General features: G+C 61.1%; 19 protein-coding genes and 1 tRNA gene. 7 read left to right on the top strand and 13 right to left on the bottom strand.

Going from position 1 to position 18,807, the window contains the following annotated elements:
* Window positions 1–66: 66 nt before the first annotated feature.
* On the top strand, window positions 67–1,071 hold the full coding sequence (locus AOA61_RS15925) for an AraC family transcriptional regulator (RefSeq protein ID WP_032884887.1): 1,005 nt from the start codon (window positions 67–69) through the stop codon (window positions 1,069–1,071).
* Window positions 1,072–1,197: 126 nt separating this feature from the next.
* Here AOA61_RS15925 and AOA61_RS15920 read toward each other — a convergent pair whose 3' ends face one another.
* Complete coding sequence (locus tag AOA61_RS15920) at window positions 1,198–1,563, bottom strand: response regulator (RefSeq protein WP_099602118.1); 366 nt, start codon at window positions 1,561–1,563, stop codon at window positions 1,198–1,200.
* A 100-nt stretch (window positions 1,564–1,663) separates the two neighbouring features.
* On the opposite strand from AOA61_RS15920, the gene AOA61_RS15915 reads away from it, so the two are divergent.
* Together AOA61_RS15915 and uraH are read left to right on the top strand one after the other, a co-directional pair.
* Complete coding sequence (locus tag AOA61_RS15915) at window positions 1,664–2,137, top strand: heme-binding protein (protein WP_032884884.1); 474 nt, start codon at window positions 1,664–1,666, stop codon at window positions 2,135–2,137.
* Between the two features lie 22 nt (window positions 2,138–2,159).
* Window positions 2,160–2,570 (top strand): hydroxyisourate hydrolase, encoded by a 411-nt coding sequence (gene uraH / locus AOA61_RS15910; protein ID WP_032884882.1) that lies wholly within the window; start codon window positions 2,160–2,162, stop codon window positions 2,568–2,570.
* Window position 2,571: 1 nt separating this feature from the next.
* Here the strand turns inward: uraH and AOA61_RS15905 are convergent, their stop codons facing one another.
* The gene (locus tag AOA61_RS15905; RefSeq protein WP_099602117.1) at window positions 2,572–3,258 is read right to left on the bottom strand and encodes a Crp/Fnr family transcriptional regulator; all 687 of its coding nucleotides are present in this window, start codon (window positions 3,256–3,258) and stop codon (window positions 2,572–2,574) included.
* A gap of 83 nt (window positions 3,259–3,341) precedes the next feature.
* Between AOA61_RS15905 and AOA61_RS15900 the strand changes: the two genes are divergently transcribed.
* Window positions 3,342–3,869, top strand: a complete 528-nt coding sequence (locus AOA61_RS15900) for a DUF962 domain-containing protein (RefSeq protein ID WP_032884879.1) — start codon at window positions 3,342–3,344, stop codon at window positions 3,867–3,869.
* A gap of 125 nt (window positions 3,870–3,994) precedes the next feature.
* On the opposite strand, the gene AOA61_RS15895 is transcribed toward AOA61_RS15900, so the two are convergent.
* From AOA61_RS15895 to dibA, 6 genes are all read right to left on the bottom strand, one after another.
* A complete protein-coding gene (locus AOA61_RS15895) occupies window positions 3,995–4,975 on the bottom strand; it encodes a sulfate/molybdate ABC transporter ATP-binding protein (RefSeq protein ID WP_032884878.1) in 981 nt (326 codons plus the stop codon).
* A gap of 3 nt (window positions 4,976–4,978) precedes the next feature.
* Complete coding sequence (gene cysW / locus AOA61_RS15890) at window positions 4,979–5,851, bottom strand: sulfate ABC transporter permease subunit CysW (protein WP_032884876.1); 873 nt, start codon at window positions 5,849–5,851, stop codon at window positions 4,979–4,981.
* Between the two features lie 13 nt (window positions 5,852–5,864).
* Window positions 5,865–6,683, bottom strand: coding sequence for a sulfate ABC transporter permease subunit CysT (cysT, locus tag AOA61_RS15885; protein WP_027607868.1), 819 nt, complete (start codon window positions 6,681–6,683; stop codon window positions 5,865–5,867).
* A 76-nt stretch (window positions 6,684–6,759) separates the two neighbouring features.
* The gene (locus AOA61_RS15880) at window positions 6,760–7,770 is read right to left on the bottom strand and encodes a sulfate ABC transporter substrate-binding protein (RefSeq protein WP_099602116.1); all 1,011 of its coding nucleotides are present in this window, start codon (window positions 7,768–7,770) and stop codon (window positions 6,760–6,762) included.
* Between the two features lie 65 nt (window positions 7,771–7,835).
* On the bottom strand, window positions 7,836–8,018 hold the full coding sequence (gene oscA / locus AOA61_RS15875; protein ID WP_003170956.1) for a sulfur starvation response protein OscA: 183 nt from the start codon (window positions 8,016–8,018) through the stop codon (window positions 7,836–7,838).
* Window positions 8,019–8,318: 300 nt separating this feature from the next.
* Window positions 8,319–10,232, bottom strand: a complete 1,914-nt coding sequence (gene dibA / locus AOA61_RS15870) for a phosphodiesterase DibA (protein ID WP_099602115.1) — start codon at window positions 10,230–10,232, stop codon at window positions 8,319–8,321.
* 166 nt (window positions 10,233–10,398) lie between these two features.
* On the opposite strand from dibA, the gene desA reads away from it, so the two are divergent.
* Together desA and AOA61_RS15860 are read left to right on the top strand one after the other, a co-directional pair.
* Window positions 10,399–11,583, top strand: a complete 1,185-nt coding sequence (desA, locus tag AOA61_RS15865; protein WP_032884873.1) for a delta-9 fatty acid desaturase DesA — start codon at window positions 10,399–10,401, stop codon at window positions 11,581–11,583.
* Between the two features lie 188 nt (window positions 11,584–11,771).
* Window positions 11,772–12,773, top strand: a complete 1,002-nt coding sequence (locus AOA61_RS15860) for a sensor domain-containing diguanylate cyclase (protein WP_032884871.1) — start codon at window positions 11,772–11,774, stop codon at window positions 12,771–12,773.
* Window positions 12,774–12,838: 65 nt separating this feature from the next.
* Here AOA61_RS15860 and AOA61_RS15855 read toward each other — a convergent pair whose 3' ends face one another.
* From AOA61_RS15855 to gabD, 3 genes are all read right to left on the bottom strand, one after another.
* Window positions 12,839–14,047, bottom strand: coding sequence for an HDOD domain-containing protein (locus AOA61_RS15855; protein WP_032884869.1), 1,209 nt, complete (start codon window positions 14,045–14,047; stop codon window positions 12,839–12,841).
* A 139-nt stretch (window positions 14,048–14,186) separates the two neighbouring features.
* A complete protein-coding gene (gene gabT / locus AOA61_RS15850) occupies window positions 14,187–15,464 on the bottom strand; it encodes a 4-aminobutyrate--2-oxoglutarate transaminase (RefSeq protein ID WP_032884867.1) in 1,278 nt (425 codons plus the stop codon).
* 183 nt (window positions 15,465–15,647) lie between these two features.
* Complete coding sequence (gene gabD / locus AOA61_RS15845) at window positions 15,648–17,090, bottom strand: NADP-dependent succinate-semialdehyde dehydrogenase (protein ID WP_095186318.1); 1,443 nt, start codon at window positions 17,088–17,090, stop codon at window positions 15,648–15,650.
* Between the two features lie 358 nt (window positions 17,091–17,448).
* Between gabD and AOA61_RS15840 the strand changes: the two genes are divergently transcribed.
* Window positions 17,449–17,525 (top strand) — tRNA-Arg (locus tag AOA61_RS15840).
* A 49-nt stretch (window positions 17,526–17,574) separates the two neighbouring features.
* Here the strand turns inward: AOA61_RS15840 and AOA61_RS15835 are convergent.
* Together AOA61_RS15835 and AOA61_RS15830 are read right to left on the bottom strand one after the other, a co-directional pair.
* Window positions 17,575–18,174: a hypothetical protein gene (locus AOA61_RS15835; RefSeq protein WP_099602114.1), complete on the bottom strand. Its 600-nt coding sequence runs from the start codon at window positions 18,172–18,174 to the stop codon at window positions 17,575–17,577.
* Entirely contained in the window at window positions 18,171–18,743 is a 573-nt protein-coding gene (locus tag AOA61_RS15830; RefSeq protein WP_032884859.1) for an RNA polymerase sigma factor, read from the bottom strand. Before AOA61_RS15830 ends, AOA61_RS15835 begins: the two co-directional genes overlap by 4 nt.
* Window positions 18,744–18,807 lie beyond the last annotated feature (64 nt).

Genomic DNA, 18,807 nt, shown 5'->3' with positions numbered 1-18,807 from the left:
GCACCAGGCCTTCATGCAGGACGCTAGCCCCACACGCCAACCTGTTGACCGCAAGCGCCAATCGCCATGACAGAACCCACGTCCCTCGCCAGTTGGACCCGCGCCCTGCGCAAGCAGCTCGACGCCCTCGGCCTCGACAGCGCCGCGCTGTGCATCGAGGCTGGGCTCGACCCGCAGCAGATGGAAGATCCCAATGCGCGCTATCCGCTGTCGGCGACCACGCGCCTGTGGGAGCTGGCAGTGCAGGCCAGCGGCGATCCGGCAATTGGATTGCGCGTGTCGCGTTTTGTCAGCCCTACCACTTTTCACGCGTTGGGATACGCACTGGTGGCCAGCGGCAGTCTGCGGGAAGTGTTCGAACGCATCGTGCGTTATCACCAAGTGGTCAGCGATGCGCTGAAGCTGGAGCTGAGTCGGGACGGCGAACGCTACCGTTTCCGCCTGCTGCAACCCCAAGGCAGCCCCGCACCGGCACTGGAAGCCATCGATGCGTTCGCGGCGATCTATGTGCGCACCTGCCGCAATCGCCTGGGCCGTGACTACGCGCCCTTGGCCGTGCATTTGCGGCGCCCGGAACCGGCCGATCCCAAGCCTTGGCACACGGTGTTCCGCGCGCCGGTATTTTTTGGCGCCGATGAGGACTGCCTGGAATTTGCAGCCCAGGACTTCGACAGCCATCTGGACGACGCCAACCCCGAGTTGGCCGAACACAACGAAACTGTGCTCAAACGCACCCTCGCCCAGCTGCAACCGCTGACCTGGGAGCGCAAGGTGCGCGCCACGATCGAGGCACAATTGCCCGACGGCGAGCCGAGTGCCGAGCGGATTGCCCAGGCGCTGCACTTGAGTTTGCGCAGCTTGCAGCGGCACCTGGCGGATGAAGGGTGTCGGTTTGATGCGTTGCTCAACGAGTGCCGGCAGAACCTGGCGTTGCAGCATCTGCGGGACCCGCAGTGCTCATTGGCAGAGATCAGCCATTTGTTGGGGTTTGCCGATACCAGCAGTTTTAACCGGGCGTTCAAGCGTTGGACGGGGGTGACGCCAGGGCAGTTTCGCGATGGGTTGCGGTAGGTGGATTCGCGCAGAGGCTGAAGGCCTCATCGGGGCAAGTCCCCTCCCACAGGGGAACGCATTTCAAATGTGGGAGGGGACTTGCCCGCGATAGCAATGGTTCAGGCACTGAACATGCCGGGGCAATCAGAGCCCGCGATCGCGCCGCAATAACTTCCTCACCCGCGCCACCAACGCCTTGGCCTCAAACGGCTTGAGCAGGTAATCATCCTCATGTAATTCCAACCCACGCAGGCGATCTTCGATGCCGCCCGGCGTGGTCAGGAACAACACCGGCGTCTTGCCCTTGTGCCGAATCGCCTGCTGCAATTTCCAGGCATTCAAGCCGGGCAGCATCACGTCGAGAATGACCAAGTCGTATTCGGTGCTTTCCACAAAGCGCTGCGCCGCCATGCCATTGGCCGCGACTTCCACCGCGAAACCGGCCTCGCTTAAGCCTTGAGCCATGAGCTGCGCCAGTTGCGGCTGGTCTTCCACTAACAACACATGCATGCCTTACCTCTGGGTTTGATTACAAACCTGTCATCAAATTGTGCGGTTTCTGACCCTGTTGACTGGCTACGGTAGCGGCCTGTTTTCCGGAGTCGTCTTTATGTCCCGCCATGCCTTGTTCTTGAGCCTCGCCGTCTGCACCGGTGCGTTCGCTGCACCGCAGCTGCCACGCCATGCCGACCTCGATTTGCACACCGCACGCCAACTGGCCGATGCCAGCCTTGCCCACTGCAGCGCCGCGCTGACGGTACTGGACCGGGGCGGCAACCTGCTGCTGAGCCTGCGCGCCGACGGCGTCGGCCCGCATAACAGCCTCGCCAGCCAGCGCAAAGCGTACACCGCGCTGTCGACCAAAACCCCGACGCGGCTGTTTGCCGAGCGCGCGCGTAACAACCCCGAGGCCGCCAACCTTAACAGCTTGCCCGAGTTGCTGTTACTCGGCGGCGGCGTGCCGCTGTTTGCCGAGGCCGAACTGGTCGGCGCGCTGGGCATCGCCGGTGCCGGCGGCGCAGCACAGGACGAGTCCTGCGCAATAAAAGCCGCCGAGCAACTGGGCCTGAAAACTTCCCTCTGATTCCCCTCCAAAGGATCTCTCGATGAAAACCCTCAGCATGACCCTCGCCGCCCTCAGCCTCAGCGGCCTGTGCAACCTGGCCCTGGCCGACGGCAACCCTCTGAGCGTGCATGTGCTCAACCTGGAAAACGGCCTGCCGAGCGCCGGTGTCAGCGTCACCCTGGAACAGCAGGTAGGCGACAAATGGCAGTCGCTGTCCGAAGGCGTCACCAACCAGCAGGGGCGCATCGCCGAACTGTTCCCCGCCAACCGCAGCATGACGCCGGGTGAGTACCGCGTGGTGTTCAAGACCGGCGACTACTACAAAAAGGCCAACCGCGAGACGTTCTTCCCTGAAGTGCCGGTGATCTTCCAGGTGAAACAGGCGGACCAGCATTACCACATCCCGTTGTTGCTCAGCCCTTACGGTTTCTCCACCTATCGCGGGTCGTAGTTCATAGACCAGCGGCCTGCTGCAAACCGTGCAGGTCCAGCACTTCAATCGCGCCGTAACTCAGGCCGATAAGGCCTTGTTGCTCCAGCGCCTTGAGCAGACTGTTGGTGGTCTGGCGCGACAGGCCCAGCATCGCGGCCAGGTCCTCCTGGGGCAGTTGCAAGGTGCGGCGCGCCTGGTCTATTTCGCCGTAGCCCTGCGCGATCATCAGCAGCCGATGGGCCAGACGCGCCGACGCGGGCATCAGGCTCATCTGTTCGATATTGATCAACGACAGGCGCAGTTTGTGGCTCATCAACAGGGCCACATCGCGCCAATACGCCGGATGGTCTTCGAGGATGGTCAGCATCGCCGCCTGTGGCACCTGCAACAACGTGCAAGGCCCCATGGCCAGGGCATCGTGGGTGCGCGGCAGGTTATCGAACAGGCAGATTTCGCCGAACCAGTTAGGCGTTTCCACCAGGCTCAACACCGCCTCCTTGCCCTGGGCATTCACCGCGCTGATGCGCACCGCGCCTTCCAGCACCGCATACAGGCCGCAAGGCGGGTCGCCGCGCTTGAACAGGCACTGCCCCGCCGCGAGCGTGCGCAGCCGCGCCGCCGCCAGCAGACTACGCTGTAGATCTACAGGCAGATGGCTGAACCAATGGCCGCTGGCCAAGCGGGCGTGCCATTTCTCTGCGTCCATGAGAACTCCGAAGATTGTCGCCCAGCTGACAGTCAGGCGCAGGCTGACAGGGCATGATCCAACATCCTACAGGAGGAACAACAATGAAAAGCCTCGTCGACCACCTCAGTCAATACGCCGCCTACCACCGCGACCCGCGCAATATCGCCAGCCACTTTATTGGTATCCCGCTGATTGTGGTGGCAGTAGCCGTGCTGCTGTCGCGTCCCGAATGGACCGTGGGAGGCCTATGGATTTCACCGGCGGTAATCGTGGCGTTGTTTTCGGCGTGGTTTTACCTGCGCCTGGAACTGGCCCTGGGCGTGCTGATGACGGTGCTGATGGGCTTGTCGGTATGGGCCGGGCATGAGTTGGCGGCGCAGAGCACGATGGTGTGGCTCAGCAGCGGCGTCGGCATGTTCGTGGTGGGTTGGGTGATTCAGTTTGTCGGGCACTACTACGAAGGCAAGAAGCCGGCGTTTGTGGATGATGTGTCGGGGTTGATCGTAGGACCGTTGTTTGTGGTGGCGGAGGTGGCGTTTTTGCTGGGGTTGCGGCAGGGCTTGAAACAACAGATTGAAGAGCGCTCGGGGCCGGTGGTTCGACGCGATCTGAAGCCGAGAGAGGTCTAATTGTGGGAGGGGGCTTGCTCCCGATGGCGGTGGGTCAGTGACATATTTATCAGCTGACCCACTGCTATCGGGAGCAAGCCCCCTCCCACATTGGCCCCATTTTCACATTAGGTAATGCGGGGTTATCAGGCTTTTTGCCAGACCTTGGGCTTGAAGAACAAGGTTTCGCCCCGCGCCAAACCGGTCAGGCTGTCGTGGTCTTTCACCACTTCGGCTTCGATCAGGTCGGTCTGGCCTTCGACCTTCAAGGTCACCCGCGTGGTCGCGCCCAATGGACGAATATCACGCACTTCGGCCGCGTGGTGATCTTCCAGTTCATGGCGCGACAGCGACACTTCGTGGGGACGGAACAGCACGTGCTTATCTTCACCCAGGTGCAGACGGTTTGAGTCGCCAAGGAAGTGGTACACAAAGTCACTGGCCGGGTTTTCATAAACGTCGCCCGGTGAGCCGATCTGCTCGATCACGCCCTTGTTCATCACGACGATACGGTCGGCAACTTCCATGGCCTCTTCCTGGTCGTGGGTCACGAACACCGAGGTCAAGTTGATGTCTTCGTGCAGGCGTGCCAGCCAGCGGCGCAGTTCTTTACGCACCTTGGCGTCGAGGGCGCCGAACGGTTCGTCCAGCAGCAGCACTTTCGGCTCGACCGCCAGGGCGCGGGCCAGGGCGATACGCTGGCGCTGACCACCGGAGAGTTGTTCCGGATAACGATCAGACAGCCAATCGAGTTGCACCATGTTCAGCAGCTCGTGAACCTTGGCCGCGATCTGGCTTTCGTTCGGGCGCTGGTTCTTGGGCTTCATGCGCAGGCCGAACGCAACGTTGTCGAACACGGTCATGTGGCGGAACAGCGCGTAGTGCTGGAACACAAACCCGACGTTGCGATCGCGCACGTCGTGGCCGGAGACGTCTTCACCGTGGAACACGATGCTGCCGTCATCCGGAGTTTCCAGGCCTGCGATGATGCGCAGCAGGGTGGTCTTGCCGCACCCGGATGGGCCAAGCAACGCCACCAGCTCGCCGCTCTGGATATCCAGATTGATGCTGTTCAGGGCCTTGAAGGCGTTGAAGTTCTTGCTGACATTACGGACTTCGATCGACATGACTTATTCCTCACCGGCACTTTTGCGCAGGCGGTTGATACGGTTCTCGCTCCACTGCTTGAGCAGCAGGATGAAGAGCGCCAGGATCAGCAGCAGGCTGGCCACCGCAAACGCGGCAACGTGGTTGTATTCGTTGTAGAGAATCTCGACGTGCAGCGGCAAGGTGTTGGTCACGCCGCGAATGTGGCCGGACACCACCGACACCGCGCCGAACTCACCCATGGCCCGCGCGGTACACAGCACGACGCCGTAGATCAGGCCCCATTTGATATTCGGCACAGTCACATGCCAGAACATCTGCCAGCCATTGGCGCCGAGCAGGCGTGCAGCCTCTTCTTCCTGGGTGCCCTGCTCCTGCATCAGCGGGATCAGTTCACGGGCCACGAACGGCACGGTGACGAAGATGGTCGCCAGCACAATGCCGGGCAAGGCGAACACGATCTGGATGTCATGCTCCTGCAACCACGGGCCAAACAGGCCCTGGGCGCCGAACATCAGCACGTAGACCAGGCCTGCGATCACCGGGGAGACCGAGAACGGCAGGTCGATCAGCGTCACCAGGATGCTCTTGCCACGGAACGAGTACTTGCTCACGCACCAGGCGGCGCTGACGCCGAATACCAGGTTGAGCGGCACCGAAATCAGCACGGCGATCACCGTGAGTTTCAGCGCGGACAACGCGTCCGGTTCAAGAATCGCGGTGAAAAACGCACCGAGGCCGTTCTTCAAGCCCTGAGACACCACGATAAACAGCGGTAGCAGCAAAAACAGGAAGAACACCAGCCAGCCAAGGCCGATCAGGATACGTCGCGACACCGCACTGCCACGCCGGGCAGCGTTGGCCGAGGACGCGGCGGAAATAGACGATTGGGACATGTTCCGCGCCTCCTTATGGACGTTCGATGCGCCGCTGCAACAAGTTGATCAGCAGCAGCAGGACAAAGGAAACCACCAGCATCAGCACGCCAATGGAGGTGGCGCCGCGGTAGTCGTACTGGTCAAGCTTGACCATGATCAGCAGCGGCAGGATCTCGGTTTTCATCGGCATGTTGCCGGCGATGAAGATCACCGAGCCGTACTCACCGACGCCACGGGCAAACGCCAGGGCGAAGCCGGTCAGCCAGGCGGGCAGCAGCGCGGGGACGAGGATGTAGCGGAACACCTGCAACGGCTTGGCGCCCAGGCAGGCAGCGGCTTCTTCGATTTCCCGGGGGATATCGGCGAGTACCGGCTGCACCGTGCGCACCACGAACGGCAGGGTCACGAAGGTCAGCGCCAGGGTGATGCCCAACGGGCTGTAGGCGATCTTGAAGCCCAGATCAGCGGCGAACTGGCCCACCAGCCCGGTCGGCGTGTACAGCGCCGTCAGGGCGATACCGGCCACAGCGGTGGGCAGCGCGAACGGCAGGTCGATCATCGCATCGATAATCTTGCGGCCGGGGAAGGTGTAGCGCACCAGCACCCAGGCCAGCAGCGTGCCGATCACGCCATTGATCAGGGCGGCGTACAGCGCGGTGCTGAAGCTCAGTTTCAACGCCGCCAGCACACGGGGTGCGGAGATGATGTTCCAGAACTGATCCCAGGTAAGTTGAGCGGCGTGTACAAACATCGCCGCGAGGGGGATGAGTACGATCAGGCTGAGGTACACCACGGTGTAGCCCAGCGTCAGCCCGAAGCCGGGTATGACGGGGGAAATACGACGCGACATAAGAGTCCTTGGTTAGCGGAACTGACACACAAAACCCGCAGGTGAATGCGGGCTCCGTGGGTGTGTATTTCTCGGCTTACTGCGCCGTGTAGATCTGGTCGAACACGCCACCGTCGTTAAAGAATTTCGGTTGGGCAGTTTTCCAGCCGCCGAAGTCTTTGTCGATAGTCACCAGGTCCAGTTTCGGGAACTGCTGGGCGTATTTGGCGGCTACTTTTGCATCGCGTGGGCGGTAGAAGTTTTTCGCCGCAATCTCCTGGCCAGCCGGGCTGTACAGGTGCTTGAGGTATTCAGTGGCGATCTCGGTATTGCCCTTTTTCTCGGCGTTCTTGTCGACCACGGCCACTGGCGGCTCCGCGAGGATCGACAGGGAAGGTACAACGATGTCGAACTTGTCGGCGCCGCCGTCTTCTTTCAGGGCCAGGAAGGCTTCGTTTTCCCAGGCCAGCAACACGTCGCCCTGACCGTTGTTGACGAACGTGATGGTCGAACCGCGCGCGCCGGTGTCGAGGATCGGCACGTGCTTGAACAGTTCTTTCACGTATTCCTGGGCCTTGGCTTCGCTGCCACCGGATTTCAGGCCGTAGGCCCACGCGGCAAGGAAGTTCCAGCGCGCACCGCCGGAGGTTTTCGGGTTCGGCGTGATCACGGAAACGTCTTTCTTGATCAGGTCGCCCCAGTCTTTGATGCCTTTAGGGTTGCCCTTACGCACCAGGAACACGATGGTCGAGGTGTACGGGGTGCTCGCATCCGGCAGGCGGGTCTGCCAGTTTTCCGGCAGGGGTTTTCCCAATTTGGCGATTTCGTCGATGTCGCCAGCCAAGGCCAGGGTCACTACGTCGGCGCGCAGGCCGTCGATCACCGCCCGGCCTTGCTTGCCCGAACCACCGTGGGACTGCTGGATCTTAACGGTGTCGCCAGGGTGGGACTGCTTCCAGAAGTTGGTGAACTCAGCGTTGTAATCCTGGTACAGCTCGCGAGTCGGGTCGTACGAGACGTTGAGCAACTCGTAGTCCTTGGCAACAGCGGAACCGGCAAACACGGCGCTGGCCAGTGCGGCCAGGGCATAACGGCGAATCGACGACATAGAAGCTCCTGAAATTCTGGGGTGTTGGCTTTTTCTTATAGTGACGGGTCTATCGCCGCGGTTGCTTAGCTCGGTTTGTTACCCGGGTTCTGCAGACGGAATTTTTCTTTGCGTTCGATCTGGACCACTTGGGCGTTATGCACAGTGATTTCCACCGCGCCAAACCGCAGATCGCGCAGGGCGCTCTGGATCTCACGCAAAATGGCTGCTTCGTCCTGGCCGTCGACGCTACGTAGAGATGCGCTCATGGTCTCGCTCCTTAAATGAATAGTGCCTGGCAGTGGCGGCACTGCTTGCGGCGTAGGGCGATAGTAGATAAGCGCAGATATTCTTAAAAATACTATTTAAGAATGTTTATATAACCAGAAAGAATTTTCTGATGGGACGTGGGGTTGCGAGAGGGTTTTGCGCCCGAGCGCCGAAATAACGCGTTTTGAAGTTCCAAAATGCGGGTGGGGGCTTGCCACCGATGGTGGTGAATCAGGTACCAATGTTCGGCCTGACACAACGAAATCGGGGGCAAGCCCCCTCTCACATTGGAATGCGTTTCAAGTCTGGATGGTGGGCGCGCGGCCCCAGTCAACGTCCTGCGCCGGCACCGGCTTTCCAAACCAATACCCCTGCCCCAAATCGCAGCCCTGCTCCAACAAGAACCGCGCCTGTTCCATCTGCTCAATCCCCTCAGCGTGTACCTGCATGCCCATGCTTTTCGCTAATGCGATCACCACGCGCACAATCGCCGCGTCGTCGTCATCCCATGGCACCCCGGCAACAAAGCCCTGGTCGATCTTCAGCTTCTGCACCGGCAGGCGCTTGAGGCGCAGCAGGGACGAATAGCCGGTGCCAAAGTCATCAATGGCCAGGCGCAAGCCCAACTCACGCAGGCGGTGCAGTTGCTCCAGGGCTTCCTCGGGGTCGTCCATGACTGCACTCTCAGTGACTTCCAGCTCCAGGAAAGCCGGATCCAGGCCGGTGGCGTGCAGCACCTGGGCGACTTGCTCGTACAGTTCGCGACGGGCAAACAGACGGCTGGACACGTTGATCGCAATAAAGCTCAGCAGCACGCCATCGGCCAGCCATTGGCACATCTGGCGGCAGGCCTGCTCCAAGACCCACGCGTCGATATCGGCGATCAAACCGGTACGTTCGGCGATGGGGATGAACTCGCCCGGAGGCACCAGGCCACGTTCCGGATGTTGCCAGCGCACCAAGGCTTCGACGCCGACCAGACGGCTGCCTTGCAGGTCGTGTACAGGCTGGTAGTAGACGCGCAACTCCTGCTGGTCGAGGGCGCGGCGCAGTTCGCTGGCGATTTCCACACGGTTCTGCGCGTGGGCGGTGAGTTCTTCGGTGTACAGGGCATAGCCCTCGCGGCCCACGCTTTTGGCCTTGAACAGCGCAGAGTCGGCGTTGCGCAGCAGTTGTTCCGCGCTCAATGCATCGTTGGGAAACAGGCTGATGCCGATGCTGGCGCTGATAAACAGTTGATGGCCGTCGAAGATGAACGGTTGCTTCATCACGTCCAGCATGCGCTGCGCCAATGCCGCCGCCTGCATCACCTGTGAACAACTTTCCGCCAGCACCGCGAACTCATCGCCGCCCAGTCGCGCCAGGGTCACACCGGGGCCGAACAGCGTATTGAGCCGCTCGCCCACCAGCTTGAGCAACTGGTCGCCGACGTTATGGCCAAGGCTGTCATTGATAATCTTGAAGTGATCCAGGTCCAGCAACAGCAGCGCGCAGCCGCGTTTGTGCAGTTGCGCCGAGGCCAGCGCCTGCTCGGCGCGGTCGGTGAACAGTAGGCGGTTGGGCAGGTCGGTCAGTGGATCGTGATGCGCCAGGTGCGCCAACTCGTGCTCGGAATCCTTGATGGCACTGATGTCGGAAAACACCGCGACGTAATGGCTGATGTGGCCTTGGTCATCGTGAATCACCCGGATGGTTTGCCACTGTGGATAAATCTCGCCGCTTTTGCGCCGGTTCCAAATTTCTCCGCTCCATTCACCGGTGCGCTCCAGGGTCTGGAACATCTGCTGGTAAAAATTCGACGAATGGCGCCCGGACTTGAACAGGCTGGGCTGCTGACCCATGACGTCTGCGCGCTGGTAGCCGGTGATCTCCATGAATGCCCGGTTTACGTGCACGATCAGGCCCCTGGTGTCAGTGACCAACACGCCTTCACGGGTGCAGTCGAAGACCGCAGCCGCCTGGCGCAACCGATCGAGGTTTTCCTTCAGGGGTTGCTGCAACTGCTGGGCCCGGGCAAAGCGCGCGCATAAGAAGTAAATGGCCAAGGCACTCAGGGCCACCCACACGTAGCCGCGCATCTGCAGCCAATACCCCAACTCCCCCCGTTCATCGAGAAAGTTGATCAATATCTGATTGCTGAGCTGGAGCCACACAATCGAAACCAGCAGGTATACCAGCCCCACACGCAGGGCACCTCGGTATGAAAACAGCATATGGCCAGTAGTCCTTACTAAAAAAACAGAATCGTCCTACAACGCGCCGAGATTATAGATTAGGAAACACCTTGTAAGTCTTATCTGAAACGGTGACTGGTTTTATCCTTAAAGCCAGTGATAATGCGGGTGCTATTTTTTTCTTTATCAGAGGGCCAAACAGCCTATGTGGTACAACGGTTTTCTTGACCTGTCAGCCTGGCAACTGGTTGCAGTCACTCTGTTGATGACCCACGTGACCATTGTTGGGGTCACGGTTTATCTGCACCGCTATTCAGCCCATCGCTCCCTGGAGCTCAATGCCGGCCTGAAACACTTCTTCCGCTTCTGGCTGTGGCTGACCACGGCGCAGAACACCCGCGAGTGGACCGCTATCCACCGCAAACACCACGCCAAGTGCGAAACCGTCGACGACCCGCACAGCCCTGTGATCAAGGGCCTGTCCACGGTGCTGCGCAAAGGCGCCGAGCTGTACCGCGCCGAGGCCGAAAACCCCGAAACCCTGCGCATCTACGGCAAGAACTGCCCGGATGACTGGATCGAACGCAAGATTTACACCCCCTACCCGCTGCTGGGCGTGGCGATCATGGGCGTAATCGATCTGCTGCTGTTCGGCACCATCGGCATCACCATCTGGGCGATCCAGATGATGTGGATCCCGTTCTGGGCCGCCGGCGTCATCAACGGCCTGGGCCATGCCGTGGGCTATCGCAACTTCGAATGCCGTGACGCGGCGACCAACCTGGTGCCGTGGGGCATCATCGTCGGCGGCGAAGAGCTGCATAACAATCACCACACCTACCCCAACTCGGCCAAGCTGTCGGTTAAGAAGTGGGAGTTCGACCTGGGCTGGGCGTGGATCAAGCTGTTCAGCTTCCTGCGCTTGGCCAAGGTCCAGCGTGTGGCGCCGATTGCTCATCGCGTCGAGGGCAAAGGCCATCTGGACATGGACACTGCCATGGCGATCCTCAACAACCGCTTCCAGATCATGGCCCAGTACCGCAAGTTGGTGATCGGCCCGCTGGTCAAGCAGGAGCTGGAAAAGGTCGATCACTCGGTGCGCCACCAGTTCCACCGTGCCAAACGCCTGCTGTCGCGGGAAACCAGCCTGCTGGATGACCGCCACCACCTACGCATCCAGAGCATGTTGGAACACAGCCAGGCCTTGAAAGTGATCTACGAAAAGCGCCTGGCATTGCAGCAGATCTGGCTCAAGACCAGCACCAACGGCCACGATATGCTCGCTGCTATCAAGGAATGGGTGCACGAGGCCGAGGCCAGCGGCATCCAGTCCCTGCGGGATTTCGCCCACCAATTGAAGACCTATTCGCTGCGTCCTGCGGCAGTCTGACAAAGCCGTGGGAGGGCTTGCCCTCCCACGCATCCTCTTTTTGGCGTCATTTTCCGGGCACCGCCAATCGGCACCGTTCACGGAACTTCATCGCATTTACCCTCTCTCAATGAACACTTCGCCATCATGGTGGCCCCTTGTTGTGACCGCTGCTAAATCCTGCGGCGCGCCCAGAGAGAGTTGTGCCGATGGTTCACGAAATGCCCTTTCCTACCGACATCGCTACCGCTGACCCCCCGCGTCCGGCTGCGGCAGCGACCCTGCTGGCACTGGTGCATGCCCAGGGCGAAGTCGAGCGGTTGAGCGAGCGCGAGCAATTGCTGAGCTCACTGCTGGTCAGTGTGAATGCCGTGCTCTGGGCCATCGATTGGGAGACCCGCCGCGTGCTCTACGTGAGCCCGGCCTACGAGCGGATATTCGGCCGTTCGACCGGGCTGTTACTGGCCGATCATCGGGAATGGCGCAACAGCATTCACCCCGAAGACCTCGACTACGCCGAACACAGCCTGGCCCGCGTGCTGGAACAGGGCGCCGTGGAAGATCGCGAATACCGCATTATCACCGCCGACGGGCAGATCCGCTGGCTGAGCGACAAGTGCTACATCAACCAGCAGGCCGAGCCCGGCGAGCCGCTGATCGTCGTGGGTATGGCCGAAGACATCACTGACAAGAAGCAGCTGGAACTGGAGCTGCACCGCCTCGCCACCACCGACGTTCTGACTCAGAGCAGCAACCGCCGGCACTTCTTCGAATGCGCCAACCAGGCCTTCGACACCGCCTGTGCCCAAGGCGCGCAACTGGCCTTCCTGTTGCTGGACATTGATGATTTCAAGGACGTCAACGACACCTATGGCCACCTGGAAGGCGACCAGGTGCTGCGGCGTATCGCCGAGAGTGGTCGTGGCGTATTACGCCGTGGTGACCTGTTCGGGCGCATTGGCGGCGAAGAATTTGCGGCCGTACTGCCGGGTTGCGCGCCGGAGATGGCCTTGCAAGTGGCTGAGCGCCTGGGCAAGGAAATCCAAGAGCTGAGTTTCAGCTACGAAGGCCAAGCGTTCGGCGTGACCATCAGCCAGGGCCTGGCCAGCCTCACTGAAGAAGACTCGACCCTGGACAGCCTGTTCGCCCGGGCCGATGCCGCCATGTATGAGGCGAAGCGCCAGGGCAAGAACCGCGTGATTGCGGGTTAGGCTCATCCCCCACTCTATGCAACAGCAGAGATGACCTGTGGGAAGGGCTTGAATGTCATCACCCTCTAGGCCTTGCGCACCCGCGTCAGCTCAGACAAACCGATCTTGAGCAAGCGCGCGGTCTTGCTCACGGCCAGCGCTTCCAGACCTTCATGTTCGGTCAGTCGTGCCATCTGCGCCGCCAGGTTCACCACCAGCGCATCCCGGGCATACACCCCGCCCTCCAGTGAATAAATCGCGGCGATCAGCTGGCGCAACTCCAGCGGCAAGCGCCAGCGCGCCCGCAACGCCGAACCAAAGGCGGCGCCGAAGGTGTAAAGGGACTCACCAATTGCTTCGTCATCCAACGCCCCGCCGCCCTGGCGCCAGTCTTCCAGGCAGCGCAGCAAAGCCAAATCACCCAGCCGATGCAGAATGCCGGCGGCGTAGCAGCGCTCGTGATCCAGCTCCAACATGCGCGCCAGGCGACCGGCAAAGTCGGCGGTGTCCTGGGACACCTGCCAATGACGCTCGGCGTAAGCCTCCAAGCCCGGGTCGCCCAGCACCACATTGTGCTTGAGAGCCAGGCCGAGGATCAGGTTCATGCTTTGCCCAGCGCCGAGCTTGTGCAAGGCCGACGGTAGCGTCTGCACCGGCTTGCCGTGATGGCCGGCGCTGTTGGCGGCAGCGACCAGCACGGCGGTGATCTGCGGGTCCATGCGCACGAGGTCTTCCAGGCGTTTGAGGTCCAGGCCATCAGGCCCGAGGCTGGCTTGTACGGCAGCTTTCACATCGACACGCAACGGCGCGCCATCAGACGCTTCGCGACGACGCTCCAGGAACACGGGCAACGTCATGCCGGGCGCCAGCGGCGGAATTTCGCAGTACACGTTTTCGCCTTCATTAAGCAGCAGATCCTGCAGGCGCTGGGTCAGGCTTTCCATGTTCAGGGGTTTGGTGAGGTACGCCGTGGGCGCCAGGGGCAAGGCTTCACGCACGCTGGCGCTGTCATTGCGACTGCTCAGCAAAATAAACGGTAACGCGGGCGAGCGGCGTTGCTGGCGGACATTGCGCAGCAGGCTCAGGCCGTCGATGCCCGGTAGCTCCCAATCCGCCAGGATCAGGTCGTAGCCCTTTTCGCGCAGCAACGTAGCCGCGTGCTGCCCATCGGCACACACATCCAGCCGCGCGTCGCAACGCACATTCAACAGCACTTGCTTGAGCAGATCCCGCGACCAGGGATCCGCCTCGGCAATCAACACGCGGGGTACAGCCGGTAAATCAACAGCAGTCATCCAGCACGCTCCATCGGCAATGCTGCAACCTTAGACAACGCAAGCCCATACGTACAATGAACAAGGCCTGAATACGCGGCAACGGGCACAAAAAAACCCGCCGAAGCGGGTTTTTTCTGTCGCAGAGGTCAGCTTGCGCTTACAGCTCCGAGAAGCACTCTTCGATGATCGCCAAGCCTTTGTCCAACTGCTCGTCCGGCGAGGTCAGCGGGACCAGGACGCGCAACACGTTGCCGTAAGTGCCGCAGGACAGCAGGATCAGACCCTTGTCGCGCGCCTTGGCTACTACAGAGGCAACGGCCGCTGCGTTTGGCTTGTGGCTGTCGCCGTCTTCGAACAGCTCGACCGCGATCATTGCGCCCAGGGCACGCACTTCACCGATCACCGGGTACTTGGCCTGGATAGCTTTCAGACCGGTCACCAGACGCTCGCCCACTGCTTTGCAGCGGTCCAGCAGGTGCTCTTCTTCGAACACTTCCATCACCGCCAGCGCAGCGGCGCACGCGATCGGGCTACCGGCGTAGGTGCCGCCCAGGCCGCCTGGAGCGATGGCGTCCATGTATTCAGCCTTGCCGCACACACCGGCCAGCGGGAAGCCGCCAGCGATGGATTTGGCGAAGGTGGTCAGGTCGGCGGCAACGCCCATCTGTTCCATGGCAAAGAAGGTACCGGTACGGCCGGCACCGGTTTGCACTTCGTCAGCGATCAGCAGGATGCCGTGCTTGTCGCACAGCTCGCGCAGGCGCTTCATGAACGATTTAGGCGCGACGTAGAAACCGCCTTCGCCCTGCACCGGCTCAATGATGATGGCTGCGATGTCACGCGGCTCGGCATCGTTCTTGAAGATGCGTTCGATGCTGGCGATGGAATCGTCGTCGCTCACACCGTGCAGCTCGTTCGGGTACAGCGCGCGGAACACGCCGCCTGGCATCAGGCCCATGCCGGCCGAGTAAGGCACGACTTTGCCGGTGAGGCCCAGGGTCATCATGGTACGGCCGTGGTAAGCGCCGGTGAAAGCGATCACGCCAGCACGGCCCGTGGCGGCACGGGCGATTTTCACGGCGTTTTCAACGGCTTCGGAACCGGTGGTGACCAGTAGGGTTTTCTTGACGAAATCACCTGGCACCTTGGCGTTGATCTTTTCGCACACTTCTACGTAAGGCTCGTAAGCCAGTACCTGGAAGCAGGTGTGGGTCAACTTGTTCAGTTGCTCGGTCACGGCGGCGATAATTTTCGGGTGCACGTGGCCGGTGTTCAGCACGGCGATACCGCCGGCGAAGTCGATGAACTCGCGACCTTCAACGTCGGTCACGGTGGCGTTCTTCGCCGACTCAGCGAAGATCGGGTGAATCTGGCCAACACCGCGTGGTACAGCGGCTTCGCGGCGTTTCATCAGGGATGCGTTGGTCTTGCTCATAAAGTCCTCATTCGCCACTCATCGGGTGGCGTGGTCCAAGGAATACGTGGCGGGGAGGCAACTACGGCAGCATGCGATGATCGACTGCCACAGCTTTCCCGGCCACTACGAATAACGGTGTGAAACACGCAAAGGGTCAGCGCTCTCGTGCCCTTTGCGTTTACTGCAATGCCAAACCGGGGCTTAGATGCCCAGGCAGAGGTATTTGATTTCCAGGTAATCCTCGATCCCGTACTTGGAGCCTTCACGACCCAGGCCCGAGGCCTTGATGCCGCCGAACGGCGCCACTTCGTTGGAGATCAACCCGGTGTTGACGCCGACCATGCCGTATTCCAGGGCTTCAGCCACGCGGAACACACGGCCCAGGTCGCGGGCGTAGAAGTAGGAAGCCAGGCCGAACTCGGTGTCGTTGGACATCGCGATCACTTCGGCTTCGTCCTTGAAACGGAACAGCGGCGCCAGCGGGCCGAAGGTTTCTTCCTTGGCGACAGCGGCGTTTTTCGGCACGTCGACCAGGATGGTTGGTTCGAAGAAGTTGCCTTCCATGACCTTGCCGCCGGCCAACAGCTTGGCGCCTTTGCTCAAGGCATCCGCGATGTGCTCCTGAACCTTGGCCACGGCTTTTTCGTCGATCAGCGGGCCGGTGGTGGTGCCGTCTTCCAGACCGTTGCCGATCTTCAATTTGGCCACCGCGACTTTCAGTTTTTCGGCGAACGCGTCGTAGACCGAGTCCTGGATGTACAAGCGGTTGGCGCAGACGCAGGTCTGACCGTTGTTGCGATACTTGGAGATGATCGCGCCTTCGACGGCCTTATCCAGGTCCGCGTCGTCGAACACGATAAACGGCGCGTTGCCGCCCAGTTCCAGGGAGACTTTCTTGATGTCCTTGGCGCATTCAGCCATCAGTTGACGACCGATTTCAGTCGAGCCGGTGAAGGACAATTTACGCACGATCGGGTTGCTGGTCAGCTCGCCGCCGATGTCACCAGCGCTGCCGGTGACCACGCTCAACACACCTTTCGGGATACCGGCACGGTGGGCCAGCTCAACCAGCGCCAGGGCCGAGAACGGGGTTTGCGACGCAGGCTTGATCACCATGGTGCAACCGGCGGCCAGGGCCGGGCCGGCTTTACGGGTGATCATCGCGGCAGGGAAGTTCCAAGGAGTGATAGCTGCGGTCACGCCGATTGGCTGCTTGATCACGATCAGGCGCTTGTCGGGCTGGTGGCCGGGGATCACGTCGCCATAGATGCGCTTGGCTTCTTCGGCGAACCACTCAATAAAGGACGCGGCGTAGACGATTTCGCCCTTGGCTTCGGCCAGCGGCTTACCTTGTTCGAGAGTCATCAGGCGACCGAGGTCGTCCTGGTTTTCAATCAGCAGTTCGAACCAACGGCGCAGCTTGTTGGCGCGCTCCTTGGCGGTCAGCGCACGCCAGGCCGGCAGGGCCTTGTCGGCGGCTTCGATGGCACGGCGGGTTTCCGCGGCGCCCATCTTTGGCACGGTACCGAGAATCTCGCCCGTGGCAGGGTTGTTGACCTTGATGGTTTGACCATTGTCCGCATCGACCCAAGCGCCATCGATAAAGGCTTGCTGGCGGAACAACTGGGTATCTTTAAGCTGCATGTCGGCTTTCCTTAACAGCACCGCGCGCACGCGGAGCGAATTAGAGTTGTTGAAAGGCGCCTTGTGGGCTGCCGTCAGGGAAATCAGCCCCAGCACGCGAGAAAGATGAATGCGCACGGGAGACAGAGCGTTTGAAATCTCAAACGAATCCTAGGATCAATGGGGGTACAGGGCAATAGTCTGTTCGAAAAAAAGAACGAAAATGGCGCATTAGCCAGAACTTTCAGATCAGCGCGCTCCCGCCACGTTCCCACACCGTTACCACCGGCGCCCGACTTAGGGCCTTTTCCTACCGGTCTAGCGCCAAACACCAGCATGGACGCCCAAGGACGACATGGGTATGATGTCGCCCGCACAAGCATCCGTAGCTCAGCTGGATAGAGTACTGCCCTCCGAAGGCAGGGGTCGTGGGTTCGAATCCCGCCGGGTGCACCAGATACAGATAAAAAGCCCCAGGTCGAAAGACCTGGGGCTTTTTTGTGAGTCAATGCTTGTACAACGCCTCCAGCCGCGCTGGCAGGTTTTCCTCGGGGAAGCGCGCGTGCAGCGCCAGCAGTTTTTCATCCGCGGCTTTGCTTTCACCCGCTTCACGCAAGCGCACAATCGCCTGCAACTCCTCCTCCAATGACGGCAGCGCGAGCGGCGCGCGCTTGCTCAACTTTGCCGCGGACTGATCTGCCAGCGCTCCGGCGATCTCAGCCTGAACCGGTGCACTTTCAACCTTGGGCGCGGCCGCAATGCGAGCCATCGGTGCAGGGGCGGACAACGCTTGCGGCGCAGGGCGAGCGGCTTCTTCGTGCAAGGCGGAGAAGGTCGCTGTGGATATCTCGGCTTGCGGCACCGGTGAGCGCATGACCACGCCGATCATCAGCGCCAAGCCGGCGACGGTGGCGAATGCCATTTGCCAGCGCGGGCGTTGGCAGGCGTGCAGCCAGCGTTGCCACAAGCTCGGCTGCGTCGCCGGGGCTTCGCGGCGGGCGGTGTTGAGGATGAAGGCGTCGAGGGACGCGGGCGGTTCGCCAGGGCTGTGTTGACGAAAGTGCTGGAGCAGCTCGTCGTCAGGGGTATGTCGGGAGTCAGTCATACAGGTACCTCCTCGGCCAGCAGACGACGCAATTTCTGCTGGGCGTAGCGCAAGCGACTTTTTACGGTTTCCAGCGGCGCGTGGGTGAGCGCGGCGATTTGCGGCACGTCCAAATCGCCGTGCAGGCGTAGCAGGAAGACTTCGCGCTGGTCTTCGGGCAAGGCTTGCAGGGCGGCGTCGAGGCGCGCTTGGTCGCGGCTCAGGCTTAGCTGTTGCTCAGGACCGGCGCTGTCGTCGGGCTGGGCGTGCAGTTGCTCGTCGTAGCTGTCGTGCAACGGGTTGTGGATGCCGTGCTTGCGCCAGTAATCGATCAGGCGGTTGCGGGCGATCTGGAACAGCCATGTACGAAAGCTCGCCCGACCTTGTGGCTGGGTGCTGCTGCGGATCAGGCTGAGCCAGGTCTCCTGGTAGATTTCCTCGGCCAGTTCGGCCTTGTTGCTCAGGGACACGAGGAAGCGGTAGAGGCCCTGGCGGTGGCGCGCGTACAAGACTTCGAACGCGGCGGCCTCGCCGGTGCGGTAGCGGGCCAGCAGGGATTCGTCGCTGGGTGGATCATCGGGAACAGCCATGTAGGGGGCAAACTCCTTTTGTAAAGTTAACGCTGTTCAAGTGTGGGAGGGGGCTTGCCCCCGA

It is taken from the genome of Pseudomonas sp. 2995-1 (assembly GCF_002742505.1).
In the GTDB taxonomy this organism is placed as follows: Bacteria; Pseudomonadota; Gammaproteobacteria; order Pseudomonadales; family Pseudomonadaceae; genus Aquipseudomonas; species Aquipseudomonas sivasensis.
Note: the sequence above shows the minus strand (reverse complement) of the source record. Positions and strands in the feature narration are given on the sequence as shown.

Excerpts from the sequence above, each read along its gene's own strand:
- AOA61_RS15925 (WP_032884887.1), top strand. The coding sequence starts at position 67 with ATGACAGAACCCACGTCCCTCGCCAGTTGGACCCGCGCCCTGCGCAAG.
- AOA61_RS15920 (WP_099602118.1), bottom strand. The coding sequence starts at position 1,563 with ATGCATGTGTTGTTAGTGGAAGACCAGCCGCAACTGGCGCAGCTCATG.
- AOA61_RS15915 (WP_032884884.1), top strand. The coding sequence starts at position 1,664 with ATGTCCCGCCATGCCTTGTTCTTGAGCCTCGCCGTCTGCACCGGTGCG.
- uraH (WP_032884882.1), top strand. The coding sequence starts at position 2,160 with ATGAAAACCCTCAGCATGACCCTCGCCGCCCTCAGCCTCAGCGGCCTG.
- AOA61_RS15905 (WP_099602117.1), bottom strand. The coding sequence starts at position 3,258 with ATGGACGCAGAGAAATGGCACGCCCGCTTGGCCAGCGGCCATTGGTTC.
- AOA61_RS15900 (WP_032884879.1), top strand. The coding sequence starts at position 3,342 with ATGAAAAGCCTCGTCGACCACCTCAGTCAATACGCCGCCTACCACCGC.
- AOA61_RS15895 (WP_032884878.1), bottom strand. The coding sequence starts at position 4,975 with ATGTCGATCGAAGTCCGTAATGTCAGCAAGAACTTCAACGCCTTCAAG.
- cysW (WP_032884876.1), bottom strand. The coding sequence starts at position 5,851 with ATGTCCCAATCGTCTATTTCCGCCGCGTCCTCGGCCAACGCTGCCCGG.
- cysT (WP_027607868.1), bottom strand. The coding sequence starts at position 6,683 with ATGTCGCGTCGTATTTCCCCCGTCATACCCGGCTTCGGGCTGACGCTG.
- AOA61_RS15880 (WP_099602116.1), bottom strand. The coding sequence starts at position 7,770 with ATGTCGTCGATTCGCCGTTATGCCCTGGCCGCACTGGCCAGCGCCGTG.
- oscA (WP_003170956.1), bottom strand. The coding sequence starts at position 8,018 with ATGAGCGCATCTCTACGTAGCGTCGACGGCCAGGACGAAGCAGCCATT.
- dibA (WP_099602115.1), bottom strand. The coding sequence starts at position 10,232 with ATGCTGTTTTCATACCGAGGTGCCCTGCGTGTGGGGCTGGTATACCTG.
- desA (WP_032884873.1), top strand. The coding sequence starts at position 10,399 with ATGTGGTACAACGGTTTTCTTGACCTGTCAGCCTGGCAACTGGTTGCA.
- AOA61_RS15860 (WP_032884871.1), top strand. The coding sequence starts at position 11,772 with ATGGTTCACGAAATGCCCTTTCCTACCGACATCGCTACCGCTGACCCC.
- AOA61_RS15855 (WP_032884869.1), bottom strand. The coding sequence starts at position 14,047 with ATGACTGCTGTTGATTTACCGGCTGTACCCCGCGTGTTGATTGCCGAG.
- gabT (WP_032884867.1), bottom strand. The coding sequence starts at position 15,464 with ATGAGCAAGACCAACGCATCCCTGATGAAACGCCGCGAAGCCGCTGTA.
- gabD (WP_095186318.1), bottom strand. The coding sequence starts at position 17,090 with ATGCAGCTTAAAGATACCCAGTTGTTCCGCCAGCAAGCCTTTATCGAT.
- AOA61_RS15835 (WP_099602114.1), bottom strand. The coding sequence starts at position 18,174 with ATGACTGACTCCCGACATACCCCTGACGACGAGCTGCTCCAGCACTTT.
- AOA61_RS15830 (WP_032884859.1), bottom strand. The coding sequence starts at position 18,743 with ATGGCTGTTCCCGATGATCCACCCAGCGACGAATCCCTGCTGGCCCGC.